Consider the following 13911-nt stretch of genomic DNA (forward strand, 5'->3'; position numbering starts at 1 on the left):
AAAAATTTCACATGTGCATAAAATTGTGAACAGCGATACTATGACTTTTTTTCATCTTTACCAATAAAATCTTATTTATTTACAATACATGCCACAAATTTGTAACAAACATATAACCAGTACGTTAAATCATCGAATTATTTGTTGTTATTAATTAGTGTAACTTGGCACAGCTCTTGAACCATAATCAGGCGCGATTCATAATCGCAATTTAACCTGTAATTGGCGTGAATACCTTTTTGCAGGCTGACAACATGGCGTTTTATTCTACTAAAATATAATTAATGAATTTCGATCCGTTTGATTTTAAAAATGCTTTACCGGTTATAAATGAGGATTCAGAGTTTTTCCCGCTAATGTCATCGGAAGATGAGGAGGAGATGAATAATGAGGAGCTACCCGATGTAATGCCTATTTTACCCTTGCGCAACACCGTACTTTTCCCTGGTGTTGTGATCCCAATTACGGTTGGCAGGGACAAATCAATAAAACTAATCCGCGATGCCAACAAAGGCAGCCGCATGATTGGGGTGGTTTCGCAACAGGATGTGGGTATTGAAGACCCTACTTTTAGTCAGCTTAATAAAGTTGGCACTATTGCACTTATTATAAAAATGCTGCAAATGCCCGATGGTAACACCACCGTTATCATTCAGGGTAAAAAACGTTTTTATTTAAAAGAAGAAGTACAAAGCGAACCCTATATAAAAGCTACAGTTGAGCCTTTCCATGAAATAAAAGGCAAGGAAGATAAGGAGTTTAAGGCCATGGTATCATCCATTAAGGATATGGCCATGAATATCATCCAGCTTTCGCCCAATATCCCAAGCGAAGCAGGTATTGCCATCCGCAATATCGAAAGCACATCCTTCCTGATCAACTTCATATCATCAAATATGAATGCTGATATGACGGCCAAGCAGCACCTGCTTGAAATTGCCAACCTGCGCGAACGTGCCAATCTGGTATTGGAGCATTTAACACTCGACCTGCAAATGCTGGAACTGAAAAACCAGATCCAGACCAAAGTTCGTGTCGATCTTGACAAGCAGCAGAGGGATTACTTCCTTAATCAGCAGCTTAAAACCATACAGGAGGAGCTGGGAGGCAACACCCCCGACCTGGAAATTGAGAGCCTGCGCCAGCGTGCAGTTAAAAAGAAATGGGCCAAAGAAGTTAAAGACCACTTTACTAAAGAGCTTGAAAAACTGGCGCGTACCAATCCCGCAGCTGCCGATTACTCCGTGCAGATCAATTATCTTGAATTGCTGCTTGATTTGCCATGGAACGAGTTTACCAAAGACAACTTTGACCTTAAACGCGCCCAAAGGACCCTTGATAAAGACCACTTTGGTTTAGATAAGGTAAAACAGCGTATTATCGAATACCTTGCCGTGCTCAAGTTAAAGCATGACATGAAAGCGCCTATCCTTTGTTTGGTTGGCCCTCCGGGCGTTGGTAAAACATCCTTAGGTAAATCAATAGCTAAAGCTTTGGGCCGTAAATATGTACGTATGGCATTAGGCGGCATTCGTGATGAAGCGGAGATCCGTGGCCACCGTAAAACATATATTGGGGCGATGCCGGGGCGTATTATCCAGTCGATAAAAAAGGCCGGCGCATCAAACCCTGTATTTATTTTAGATGAGATAGATAAAGTAGGCAACGATTTTAGGGGGGATCCTTCATCGGCCCTGCTGGAGGTGCTTGATCCCGAGCAAAATGGCACTTTTTACGATCATTATGTGGAGATGGATTTTGACCTTTCAAACGTAATGTTCATAGCAACCGCAAACTCACTGAGCACTATTCAGCCTGCTTTGTTAGACAGGATGGAGATTATTGAGGTGAATGGCTATACCATTGAAGAAAAAATTGAAATAGCCAAACAGCATCTTGTACCTAAACAGCGCGAGGCACATGGCTTAAAAATAAAAGACATAAGCCTTAAAGCTGATGTACTTGAAAAGATAGTGGTGGATTATACCCGCGAATCGGGCGTACGTTCACTGGAGAAAAAAATAGGCTCGGTTGTTCGCGGCGTAGCTAAAAACATAGCTATGGAAGAACCTTACAACAGCGTTGTAAACAAAAAAGATATTGAGAGAATATTAGGTGCACCTATTTTTGATAAAGACCTTTATGAAGGCAATGATGTGGCAGGCGTTGTAACAGGCCTGGCCTGGACTTCAGTAGGCGGCGACATCTTGTTCATTGAGGCAAGCTTAAGTCCCGGAAAAGGCCGCTTAACGCTAACAGGCAGCCTTGGCGATGTCATGAAAGAATCGGTGACCATTGCCCTCGCTTATTTACGGGCGCACGCAGCCGATTTTGATATCAACCCTAAACTATTTGATCAGTGGGATGTACACGTACACGTACCGGCAGGCGCTACCCCTAAGGATGGCCCATCGGCAGGTGTTACCATGCTTACGGCACTGGTATCGGCCTTTACACAGCGTAAAGTAAAACCTAACCTGGCCATGACCGGCGAGATCACCCTTCGCGGTCGTGTGTTACCTGTAGGCGGTATTAAGGAAAAGATCCTGGCTGCCAAACGTGCCAATATCAAGGAGATCATCCTTTGCAAATCGAACCAAAAGGATATCCTTGAAATTAAGGAAGATTACATAAAGGACCTTAACTTCCATTATGTTACCGATATGAAGGATGTAATAAGTTTGGCCCTCCTTAACGAAAAAGTTAAAAAACCGATAGATCTTACAGTTAAAGAAGATGATAAAGCAGCGGTTAATTAAACAGGCAATTTTTCGGGATAAATAATATGAGTTTCACAGCTTACCGCTGTGAAACTTTTTCGTTTAAAGGGGGGGCTGACAGCCTACGATGTGTACACTTCTTTTCTATAAAAGAAGAAATTGTCATTTCGATAGAGCAAGGTGAGGTGGAGTGATGTGGAGAAAGAGAAATCTTATACGCCATGTAAAACCCTCATACATGATTTAGTGCATATTGCATAAGATTTCTCCTCACCCCTCCCGCGCATTCCCCCTACTGATTCGTCGAAATGACAACCGGTTTTTAAACGATCAGTTTCAAAAGAAGTGCCCCACAGTAATTTTTAAGAGGGGAATTAAAAACCTTGATCCCAACCAATACCATTTTTAAACAGTCAATTTTATAACTGCTTTATTTGCATTGGGTTTTTTATATATTAGCGCACATATACTATATAAACCCCAATGCCTAATAAACTATTTTTAACACTGGTATGCCTGTTAAGCGCTACCTGTTTATTTGCACAAACCCGCGGTCACGAATTTGGTATCCAATCTGATAATGATTCATTCCTTGGTCAGGGATCCGACAGGTATTACACCAATGGTATTTTCTTTTATTACCGAAAAGCTTTAACGGTAAAACCATCAGAAAACGACCTCCAAAACAAAGTTTTAGGATTTGAATTAGGGCAAAAGATGTTCAACCCGCAATCGGGCTATGTTCGCGGACCGTTTGATATTGACAGGCCCTTTGCCGCATATACCTATTTAGGTTCCACACTTAACTTCCTTTATAAAAACGAAAGCAACCTGAAATTTGGCGCACAACTGGGGGTAGTAGGCCCTGCAGCTGGCGGCGAGCCGGTACAAAAGCTTATCCATAACACATTTGGCTTTTACCAGCTTAATGGCTGGCAATACCAGATCAAAAACGATGTGGAACTCAACCTTTCGGCCGAATATAACAAGCTGCTGGCGCGTGCTTCATGGATCGACCTGAGTTTTAGCTCATATGCCAACCTGGGTAATGGCTTTACAGGTGCCGGTGCCGGAGGTATGGTACGCCTGGGCAATTTTAACCAGCTGTTCAATTCCATCAGTACCCAAAGTACAGTATCAACCGGCGGCGAAGAAAAGTTGCTGCACAAACACGAGATCTTTTTTTATTACAAGCCTTTAGCCAATGTGGTTGGCTATGATGCTACCATCCAGGGCAGTCTGTTCCGCAAACATGACGATCCAAACAGCCTGGAAGTTACTTCAGAAAAGAAACCTTTTATATTTAGCCAGCAGGTTGGCGTAGCTTTTACCACCAGTCGTTTCGCGTTTGATGTAGCGGCCATATTCCACACCAAAGACGCTAAAGAGATGTTGCGCTCGCACCAGTGGGGATCAATTACCGGCTTTTATAGGTTTAAGTAAATGTGCAAATTTCAAATGTGCGGATGTGCAAATTGAAGGTTAAACAATTTTAAATGCTCAGATTATTTTCGATTAGATAAAGTTCTCAAATTCATCTGCACATCTGAAATCTGCACATTTGCACATCAATAAATCATTCTCTAAAATCAATTTTCCTGTTTTCCTTTTTTGCCGATTGTATCTTCTTACCTTCGAGCCTTGCGGCTTTGGCAGCTTTACTTACTTTGGTTGGCTTGCGTATCTTGGGCTTTTGGAGGGCTTTTATGAGTATCGATGTTAACCGTTCAATCGCTTTTTCCTTATTGAGATACTGGCTCCGCTCTTCGTCGCATATCACCTGCACATAGCCATCTTTGTTAAGCCTGTTTTGCAGTTTTTCGGTTAAAAGCAACTTTTCCTCATCGGTAAACAAGGCCGATGAATCTATTGAAAATAACAATTCAACCTTGCTCGAAACCTTGTTTACGTTTTGGCCGCCCTTTCCCCCGCTTCTTGATGTTTTGTAGCTCGTTTCCTTTTGGAGACTGGCTTTAGTAAAATTCATCTTCAAAAATAAGCCTAATTGAGTTACCATGGTCAGGCCTTTTGCCAATAATTTGCTATTTTAGCAGTTCTATGAACAACAATATTGTAGTAGCCATTGATGGTTATTCTTCGTGCGGTAAAAGCACCCTGGCAAAAGCTTTAGCAAAAGAGCTTCACTTTATTTATGTAGATAGCGGCGCCATGTATCGTGCCGTAACGTTATACTTTTTAAGGCATAATATTGACCTTGAAAACCATGCCCTCGTGGCCGATACATTGCATAATATTCATCTTAACTTTCAAACGCAAAATCATAAAACCTTCATTACTTTAAATGAGGAAGATGTATCTGAAGAGATCCGCCAGATGCATGTTGCTGAAAAAGTTAGCTCGGTAGCTGCAATCAAAGAAGTGCGCGTAGCCATGGTAAGGCAGCAGCAGCGTTTAGGCCGCTCAAAAAATATCATTATGGATGGCCGCGATATAGGCACCGTTGTGTTCCCCGATGCCCAGGTAAAACTATTTATGACTGCCGATCCGAAGATCCGCGCCGAACGCCGTTACAAGGAGTTATTACCTACTAATCCCAACATAACCTTAGAAGAAATTTTTGACAACCTTGCCCACCGCGACTACCAGGATACCACACGTGAGGAAAGCCCCCTTACCCGCGCCGAGGATGCCATTATATTAGATAACACCGACCTTAGCCAGGACGAGCAATTACTCTTTGCCCTGAGCCATATTGAGCCCTTTATTGCGGAGTAGTGGTCAGGGATTAGAGGTTGGAGATCAGAGATTAGTTAAAAGCGTCATTGCGGGTAACCATCAGGGAAACCCTGAAAAAAATAGTGATGACGTATAAAATATATTTCAGCGATGGTGCGCAGGCCGCGTTAGTGATAGTAGCGGATACCGGCCTTGTGGCTAATGCCTGTGCAGTATGAGCGGATAGCACGGGCCGCAGGCAACGCCCATATTCATAAACACACCCAATAATCAATGACTTACAATTACACCATTATAAAAAACGAAGACAACCGACCAAAGGAAGCTCATTAATACATATAAAATCAAATTATAATTATTAATATTCCCAAACTATACAAGGTGGCCCTGCTTATCGGGGATTGCTTCGTACCTCGCAATGACGTGGTGTATATAATAGTTCAGAAAAAATCAGCGTAATCAACGCAATCAAAAAAATCAACGGTCAAATTTTTCCGCCTTAACCCCAAACCTGTTCAAAAAATCAACCCCTTCATCGCTTGGCAGGCCTTTGTATTCGGCATATGATTTATCGTAGTAAACATGGGTGATCCCGGCCGAATAAATGAGCCTTGCACAAGGCAAACACGGCGACAGTGTAGTATACAGCGTAGCCCCTTCAAGTCTTGCACCGTTTTTCACCGCGTAAAGTATTGCATTTTCTTCGGCATGCAGGGCAAGCGAGCAGCTGCCTTTTGAATCGCGTGCGCAGCCAACCCCGGGCCATTCTTCATCGCAATTATGCGTGTGTGCTGGAGGCCCGTTATAACCGATGGATATGATCCTGGTATCGCGGGTTAAAACCGCCCCAACGTGTGCCTTAACGCAATGCGACCGCTGCGAAAGATCAGTGGCCAGGTTCATGAAAATATGATCGAAGCTGGGTTTTGTCATCTGTGATCAGAGGTTAGAGATTGGAGATTAGTTAAAACTGCTGTAAAAAGAAAAGAGGTTGAAAATTAAAGGACTAACCTCTAATCTCCAACCTCTAATCTCTAAAAAATATTAATGTCCGCCTTTAACTTCAACGTGGTCAAGGTCGATACCCTGGCTACGGAGTTCGCGGCTAACTTTCCATGCAAAATAAGCAAGATAAGCAAAGCCTAATACAGGTACTATGTAGGAGAAGTGGATCCCGCTCATACCTGCTATAACGTTGTTACTGCCATCGGCAATTTTACCCTGCAAAGGTGGAATTATAGAACCACCCAGGATCATCATAATTAAAAATGCCGAGCCCTGGCTGGTGTATTTACCTAAACCGGTAATAGCCAAAGAGAATATAGATGGCCACATGATAGAACAGCATAAACCACCGCTGATAAACGCGAAGGTTGCCACTTTACCGGTAGTAAATAAACCTGTAAGCATAAACACTATACCCAATAAACCAAGTACAGATAAAGTACGGGTTGGTTTTTGCTGACCGATAAAGAAAGCAACAATAAGGATAGTCACGCAAATTGCGTAGGTATAAAGGTTACTCACGTTAACACCCGAAAACACATTTACAAGCAATACTATGCCAAACGCAAGGAAAGGTATCAGGATGTATAAAATATATTTTACAGATTTTGAAAGGTTAAACGCATCTATCGATCCGGCAAAACGACCGATCATTAAACTACCCCAGTATAATGAAATATACGGTGCGATATCCGACTCGGCAAAAGAACCAAACGCAGGGGTTTTCAATAACGACCCCATATTACTTTGAATAGTTACCTCAGTACCTACATAGGTAAATATGGCAAGCATACCCAATATGAGCTGTGGATACTGCATGGCGCCCCAGCCTTCTTTACTCTTTTTAGCAGCAAATATGGTACCTACCAGGGTAAATACAATGATGGCAAGTGACGCGTAAACAAAATATTGGCTCGGTACACCGGTAGCCTTGCTGATGGGGTCGGCAGCAAGTATCAAACAAAACGCTACAAACATAACCAGCAATGGTGTATTTGCTTTTGAGCTTGATTCAATCTTTTCATCGCTGGTAACCTTTGGCAGGTTTGAGAACCAGAAGAACAAAGCAACCGCTATGAATAAGCCGGCCAACAGATAGTACAGGTTATTGATTGATGATATTTTAACATCAGCTGCAGCGGTTTTAGCAGTTGCCGAACCAAATAATACCACGCTCACTACAACCGGGCCTAACAAAGCGCCGATGTTATTGATACTGCCTGCAAAGTTTAAACGGTTTGAACCGGTTTCGGGCGGGCCCAATGCAACAACAAAAGGGTTTGCAGCCGTTTGCTGTAGTGAAAAACCAACCGCAATGATAAAGAAAACAGCCAGGATAAAACCAAATGCGCCTGAAGCTACAGCAGGGATCATAGCTAATGCGCCCACCGCCGAAACAACAAGGCCTAAAATGATACCATTTTTGTAACCCAACTTGTTCATGATATCAACCTTGCTGGCTTGTGAAGCAAAGTAAAGGATCAGTGAACCAATGAAATACCCTCCATAAAATGTAAAGTCAATTAATTGGGATTCAAACTGGGTAAGGTGAAAGTGCTCTTTACAGAAAGGTATAAAAATACCGTTGGAGGCTGCTAAAAAGCCCCAGAAGAAAAACACGGTGATCAGCGTATACAGGGCTGTACCGTAGTTCTTAGCATTGTTTTGTTCCATTTTAAAGTAGGTTGTACTAATTTGATTTTTGAATCTCTAAACATAATTCAATTTTGCTAAAACTCTCCACTCTTTTTTAAATAAATTAAATCACAATTTTAACTTTCGTTGTTTATGAGATAAAATTGCATATTCGCAATGTTCAAAAAAGAACAAAGCTTAACTTAATGATAAAAGCCATTGTTTCGGGTATCGGGTTTGGATTAGTACTTACATTTATTACCGGCCCGGTTTTTTTTGCGCTTATTAAAACCAGCATCGAAAAAGGGTTTCATGCCGGTATTTCGCTTGCCCTGGGTGTGGTTTGCAGCGATGTGGTTTTCGTAGGAGCAATCCTGTTCGGTTCGCAATATATCGATGTATCTGATCATACCAAAGTGATAGCCGGCGTTGTAGGGAGTGCCATATTATTTGCACTTGGACTGTATTATATGTTCAAGAAAAGCGAGATCAATTATGAAAATAAAGTCCCCTCAAGTGCCGACCGTTTTGGTTATGTACTTAAAGGTTTCCTGATGTGTATTTTTAACCCTACCCTCCTCTTCCACTGGACGGTAGTGATCGGCGCAGCCAGTACCACATTCCTGGTGGGTACCCCGCACAGATCATTTCATATAGCCGTAATGTTTTTAACCATACTTATTATTCAGTTTGGTATGGATACCCTCAAAGCTTTTTACGCCAATAAATTACGCGACCGTATTTCGGTCAAATTCATTCACCGTTTAAATGAGGTTGCCGGTATTGCGCTTATTATTGCTTCGCTGGTGTTGATTGATAAGCTGGTCACCCATTTTGTATTTGCAGCACCGACGGGGTCATAAGATTTTTTTCTTATTTTATTTCTTCTCTCGCCCTTGTTGGCATTGTCACCACAGGTGTTCGGGAAGATGAATTATCTCTTTTTTAAATAAAAGACATGTCATTGCGAGCGTAGCGTGGCAATCGCACGGAAGCAAAGCCACTCTGTATAGCTACGAGATTACTTCGTCGTTCCTCCTCGCAATGACATGCTTATTAAACCAACATTTTCAACTGATCTGCATCTTCCGAACACCTGTGGTGACAACACCACCTACAGCATAGGCTTCTTCGTATCGTCATTGGGCAAATGGCTAACTTTTCAAAACAAAAAAAGGCGATGAAAAATCCATCGCCTTAATATATCATTCCCCCTTCAGGGGGTTAGGGGGCTTTACATGTAAGCTCTTTGGTTTTTACCTTCCATCCAGTTAACAAAGGCGCGGTTAACAACCTTGTTACCACCAGGGGTTGGGTAATCGCCGCTGAAATACCAATCGCCAAGGTTATCAGGACAGGCAATATGCAGGTTATCCAATGTCTGGTAAAGTACCTGTACTTCACAATTCACATTTTTAGGTGTGATGATCTTTGCAATACGGTCAGAGATCTGCTGGTCGGTAAACATGGCATAAATTTCTTTAACATAGTTTTTAACCTCTTCTTTCGGCAGTTTCTGGCTGTCTTTACATTTCTGGTAAACATCCAGGATCACATCTTCCCTGTCCATCTCTTTTAACAGGCTGATTGCCGCTTCAAAAGCAACAAATTCGCCCATGCGTGACATATCGATACCGTAACAGTCGGGGTAGCGGATTTGCGGGGCAGATGAAACCACAACAACCTTTTTAGGGCCAAGCCTGTCCAAAATTTTCAGGATACTTTGTTTCAGCGTAGTACCACGAACAATGGAGTCATCCAATACAACTAATGTATCGGTGCCTTTTTTAATGAGGCCATAAGTGGTATCATATACGTGGGCAACCATTTCGCTGCGGTCAGCATCCTGGGTGATGAAGGTACGCAGCTTAACATCCTTAATGGCAATTTTCTCAACCCTTGGTGCTATCTGTAAAATTTCGGTAAGGTCTTTTTCCGTGATATCGCTTCCAAGCTCAAGAAGTTTTTCGTGCTGATATTTCTTTACATACTTGTGCATGCCTTCAACCATGCCGTAAAAGGCAACTTCGGCCGTATTTGGGATGTAAGAGAAAACCGTGTTTTTGATATCATGATCAACCGCATTTAATATCTGCGGGCAAAGCAGGCGGCCTAACTGTTTACGTTCGCGGTAAATGGCCGAGTCGCTGCCGCGCGAAAAGTAGATCCGCTCAAATGAGCAGGCTTTCTTTTCCTTTGGCTCGCTGAACATATCTTCAGAGATCTTGCCGTTCTTTTTAACGATCAAAGCATGACCCGGGCGAATTTCCCTGATCTCTTCCATCGGTATATTAAACGCTGTTTGGATAGCAGGGCGCTCTGAGGCTGCAACCACGATCTCATCATTGTAATAGTAAAACGCCGGACGGATGCCAACCGGGTCGCGCATTACAAAAGCATCACCATGGCCCAGGATCCCGGCAATAGTATAACCACCATCCCAGTTCTTAGCCGATTTACGGAGGATCTTGGCAACATCCATATCGTTGGCTATCAGCTTACTGATCTCCACGTTATCGTCCAGTCCTTCGCGTTTATACTGATCAAACAAGCCCTGATTTTCGGTATCAATAAAGTGGCCTATTTTTTCAAGTACGGTAATGGTATCTGCCTGCTCTTTCGGGTGCTGACCAAGGTCATACAATTGCTGCAGCAACTCATCAACATTAGTCATGTTGAAGTTACCTGCAATAACCAAATTTCGTGTTTGCCAGTTGTTTTGCCTCAGGAAAGGGTGACAGCTTTCAATGCTGTTTTTACCGTGGGTACCGTAACGCAGGTGCCCCAATAAAACTTCGCCTGTGAAGCTAACATGTTCCTTTAGCCACTCGGCGTCAAGCATCTTTTCGGGGGTTTCTTTCTGAATGTCCGCGAATTTCTTCTGGATGTATTCAAAAATATCAGCCACGGCATTTGAGGCCATAGAGCGGTGCCTGCTGATGTAGCGTTTACCCGGAGCAATATCCAGTTTAATGGTAGCAACACCGGCGCCATCCTGGCCGCGGTTATGCTGTTTTTCCATTAAAAGGTAAAGTTTGTTCAGGCCGTACAGTGCAGTTCCGTACTTTTTCTGATAATAAGATAGTGGCTTTAGTAAGCGGATAAATGCCACACCGCATTCATGTTTAATCTGATCGCTCATGATTCGGAATGAGGCTGCAAAGGTATCATTTTAAAATGAAGTATGGATAAAATACATTGTCATAACATTGCATTAATTTACAACGCCCTTTAATCAGTTTTATCCGGGTAAAAAGAACGCGTAACCTCAATAAATCCAACTATTTGATCATTAAAATCTTCCAGCTCTTCGGCAGGTACCCATAACTCATCATGGACAATGCCGCCCACATTTTGCACTTCGTACCTTTTCAAAAACACGGCAGGCAAGCTAAATTTAGTCACAAAACCCGAGCCCGAGGCAGGCACATTCCAATCTCTTGCTATTTGAATTGCATACTCCTCGTTCATCACCGGGTAAAAAATGGGCTGTTGAGCCAAACGTTTGGGAAAACGCTTAAACCCCGATTCCTCTATCAGTTTTAGTTCTTTTGGGCCTACAGGCCTGTAAAGCGTTGTTAATTCTTCCATTATTAACTTAATCAATTTTTAAATCCAACCATCTGGTGCAGCTTAACCGGGTCATAAACCCTGCCCTCTTTTATTACTACCGATACCTTCCTGATATCCCTGATATTACTAAGCGGGTCGCCGTCGATAATAACCAGGTCGGCTTGCTTGCCCACCTCAATCGAGCCTGTTGTTTTATCAAGGCTCATTACAGTGGCAGGCGTGATAGTTGCTGTTTTGATAGCCTGTGCCGGGGTAAGGCCGGCTTCCACATAAAGTTCCAGTTCGCGGTCCAGGCTATAGCCGGGGAAGCCCATATCTGTACCGGCAACTATAGGTACCCCTGCATCATACAACACCTTAACCGTTTTCTTCATACTTTCATACATGGGTTTTAGTTTGGCAGCCTGTGCCGGTTCTTCGCCCATGTTTTTAAACAACGCCTGAAGCGGCAGCGGCAAATTATAATAGTTAGGTTCAAGTTTAGTTATATCATCCTTAACATTACGGAAAGCCAGCTCGAAAACACCAATGGTAGGATCGATAACTACATGATGATCTTTTATGAACTTGATTGCCGCCACGCTTATCGAATCATCAAAAATAGTTGCCCTATTCTTATCCCGTTTCATGACAGAGTAAACATACTGAACATGGTTAACCATATTCATGCCCGAATCAACTCCCTGCTGCAGCGTCATGTGCTGCGGGATATGGCCTGTTACTGTTAAGCCCAAACGGTGCGCCTCATCACAAATTACTTTAACTATAGCCGGCTTTACCGAACTGTAGATCTTGATCTGCTGAAAGCCATTTTCTTTATAACGGTCGACCGCCTTAATAGCCTCTTCCTTAGTATCCGCCTGGATAATACCCAGTGCATAAGGCCCTTTGCCATCGATGATACCCGCTTTAATGATATTTGGGCCAACGCCTTTGCCACCATCAATGGCAGCTTTTATTGCATTGATATATCCAAATTCGTTACCGCAATCGCGCACAGTGGTTACACCTACCGCAAGATAGGCAGGCCCCCACTCAGCTTGTTCAAAGTGCGCGTGCATATCCCAAAGGCCAGGTAAAATGGTTTTCCCTTTGGCATCAATGATTTTGGCCCCTGCCGGGATTTTAACTTCGCCAACCTTACCTGTTTGTTTGATAATACCATCCTCTATTAAAACAACGGCGTTCGGCATGCTTGTACCTGTGTTTACATCAATCAGGTTACCACCTGTAACCGCTATTACCTTATTAGTAACACCGGTAGGCGCGGCTGCCCTGGCAAACAGTTCCATACCGTAAGTAGCTGCCTTACTGATAAGCTGAGGCAATAATTCTTCATAAGGCACACGCATCATTTCCAGTTTATCGCCTTCGGCATCATTGGTGATCAGGCAAATGAGTTTGCCATCATTATCTGTCCATACCAGTTCGTTGCCCCAAACCAGTCCGCTTATGGTAAGGCGGTTAAGTGTAAGCGGCTTACCATTGAAGGTAAGCTGATCCATGCCTGATTTTTTGATCTGTACATCGCCAAATGGCAGCATATGGATGCTTGCTGGTTGTTGATGTTTATTCCAATACCGGATAAGCACCTGTTGTACTGTGCCCGGCGAATAGCCCCCTACCGGGAAACTAAGCGGTAATACTTTTTGTGAATACGATGAATCATTAACCCTGATTGCCGCTTCATTTCCGCGAATGGTTACCTTATCATCAATGGTCGAAAACCTGGAAGTATTACCTTTTATGGTCAGTTCCAGCGGATCGGCAACAGGGTTTACCTTCAATTCGGCAATAAGGGGCACAGGCGATCCGCGGTCAACAAATTTAAAATCGATATGATAATGAACGGCATCTTTATACTTACGCACGTAATAAGTTTCCTTGCCAATGTGCTGTTCAAACTTGTGCAGGAAGAAGGTTCCGCTATCAACAGGCAAATCGGTCTGGGCCCGGGCATTTGTTATCAAAGCCGAAACGGCAGCAAATAATAATATAGGTCTTTTCATAAGGTCAGTAATATTAGGGTAAGTTAGTAGTTTGTTTGGGATGTTGCAAAACAGCTTGTGAGATTTTGGCTAAAGCCTTTAGATGATCCCCCGCCGTTGTTGGTGTTGTCACCACAAGTGTTCGGAACATGCAGATCAATTGAAAATGTTAGTTAAAAAAGCCATGTCATTGCGAGGAGGAACGACGAAGCAATCTCGTAGCTAAGCAAATCGGACATGCATTGGCTACGAGATTGCCACGCTTCGCTCGCAATGACATATTTTTTTAAGAG

General features: G+C 43.0%; 10 protein-coding genes. 4 read left to right on the forward strand and 6 right to left on the reverse strand.

Features of this window, described 5'->3' with window-relative positions:
• The first annotated feature begins 284 nt into the window (after positions 1–284).
• Positions 285–2759: an endopeptidase La gene (gene lon / locus ACFFGT_RS18185; RefSeq protein WP_377023959.1), complete on the forward strand. Its 2475-nt coding sequence runs from the start codon at positions 285–287 to the stop codon at positions 2757–2759.
• A 444-nt stretch (positions 2760–3203) separates the two neighbouring features.
• Positions 3204–4163, forward strand: coding sequence for a lipid A deacylase LpxR family protein (locus tag ACFFGT_RS18190; protein WP_377023960.1), 960 nt, complete (start codon positions 3204–3206; stop codon positions 4161–4163).
• Positions 4164–4296: 133 nt separating this feature from the next.
• On the opposite strand, the gene arfB is transcribed toward ACFFGT_RS18190, so the two are convergent.
• Positions 4297–4707, reverse strand: coding sequence for an alternative ribosome rescue aminoacyl-tRNA hydrolase ArfB (gene arfB, locus ACFFGT_RS18195; protein WP_377023961.1), 411 nt, complete (start codon positions 4705–4707; stop codon positions 4297–4299).
• A gap of 71 nt (positions 4708–4778) precedes the next feature.
• On the opposite strand from arfB, the gene cmk reads away from it, so the two are divergent.
• Positions 4779–5456: a (d)CMP kinase gene (cmk, locus tag ACFFGT_RS18200; RefSeq protein WP_377023962.1), complete on the forward strand. Its 678-nt coding sequence runs from the start codon at positions 4779–4781 to the stop codon at positions 5454–5456.
• A 438-nt stretch (positions 5457–5894) separates the two neighbouring features.
• On the opposite strand, the gene ACFFGT_RS18205 is transcribed toward cmk, so the two are convergent.
• The gene (locus ACFFGT_RS18205; RefSeq protein WP_377023963.1) at positions 5895–6350 is read right to left on the reverse strand and encodes a deoxycytidylate deaminase; all 456 of its coding nucleotides are present in this window, start codon (positions 6348–6350) and stop codon (positions 5895–5897) included.
• Between the two features lie 111 nt (positions 6351–6461).
• Entirely contained in the window at positions 6462–8096 is a 1635-nt protein-coding gene (locus ACFFGT_RS18210; protein ID WP_377023964.1) for an MFS transporter, read from the reverse strand.
• A gap of 167 nt (positions 8097–8263) precedes the next feature.
• Between ACFFGT_RS18210 and ACFFGT_RS18215 the strand changes: the two genes are divergently transcribed.
• Complete coding sequence (locus tag ACFFGT_RS18215; protein WP_377023965.1) at positions 8264–8920, forward strand: LysE family translocator; 657 nt, start codon at positions 8264–8266, stop codon at positions 8918–8920.
• A 371-nt stretch (positions 8921–9291) separates the two neighbouring features.
• Here the strand turns inward: ACFFGT_RS18215 and ACFFGT_RS18220 are convergent, their stop codons facing one another.
• The 3 genes from ACFFGT_RS18220 to ACFFGT_RS18230 form a co-directional block, all read right to left on the reverse strand.
• Positions 9292–11199 (reverse strand): amidophosphoribosyltransferase, encoded by a 1908-nt coding sequence (locus ACFFGT_RS18220; RefSeq protein WP_377023966.1) that lies wholly within the window; start codon positions 11197–11199, stop codon positions 9292–9294.
• Positions 11200–11288: 89 nt separating this feature from the next.
• Positions 11289–11648 carry a hypothetical protein gene (locus ACFFGT_RS18225; protein WP_377023967.1) on the reverse strand — a complete coding sequence of 120 codons (360 nt, stop codon included), beginning with the start codon at positions 11646–11648 and terminating at the stop codon, positions 11289–11291.
• 11 nt (positions 11649–11659) lie between these two features.
• Positions 11660–13639 carry an amidohydrolase family protein gene (locus tag ACFFGT_RS18230; protein ID WP_377023968.1) on the reverse strand — a complete coding sequence of 660 codons (1980 nt, stop codon included), beginning with the start codon at positions 13637–13639 and terminating at the stop codon, positions 11660–11662.
• Positions 13640–13911: the final 272 nt, after the last annotated feature.

It is taken from the genome of Mucilaginibacter angelicae, from assembly GCF_042434235.1.
Taxonomy (GTDB): Bacteria; Bacteroidota; Bacteroidia; order Sphingobacteriales; family Sphingobacteriaceae; genus Mucilaginibacter; species Mucilaginibacter angelicae.

Coding starts and splice junctions, on each gene's coding strand:
- ACFFGT_RS18225 (WP_377023967.1), bottom strand. CDS start 11,648: ATGGAAGAATTAACAACGCTTTACAGGCCTGTAGGCCCAAAAGAACTA.
- ACFFGT_RS18215 (WP_377023965.1), top strand. CDS start 8,264: ATGATAAAAGCCATTGTTTCGGGTATCGGGTTTGGATTAGTACTTACA.
- lon (WP_377023959.1), top strand. CDS start 285: ATGAATTTCGATCCGTTTGATTTTAAAAATGCTTTACCGGTTATAAAT.
- ACFFGT_RS18205 (WP_377023963.1), bottom strand. CDS start 6,350: ATGACAAAACCCAGCTTCGATCATATTTTCATGAACCTGGCCACTGAT.
- ACFFGT_RS18220 (WP_377023966.1), bottom strand. CDS start 11,199: ATGAGCGATCAGATTAAACATGAATGCGGTGTGGCATTTATCCGCTTA.
- ACFFGT_RS18190 (WP_377023960.1), top strand. CDS start 3,204: ATGCCTAATAAACTATTTTTAACACTGGTATGCCTGTTAAGCGCTACC.
- cmk (WP_377023962.1), top strand. CDS start 4,779: ATGAACAACAATATTGTAGTAGCCATTGATGGTTATTCTTCGTGCGGT.
- ACFFGT_RS18230 (WP_377023968.1), bottom strand. CDS start 13,639: ATGAAAAGACCTATATTATTATTTGCTGCCGTTTCGGCTTTGATAACA.
- arfB (WP_377023961.1), bottom strand. CDS start 4,707: ATGAATTTTACTAAAGCCAGTCTCCAAAAGGAAACGAGCTACAAAACA.
- ACFFGT_RS18210 (WP_377023964.1), bottom strand. CDS start 8,096: ATGGAACAAAACAATGCTAAGAACTACGGTACAGCCCTGTATACGCTG.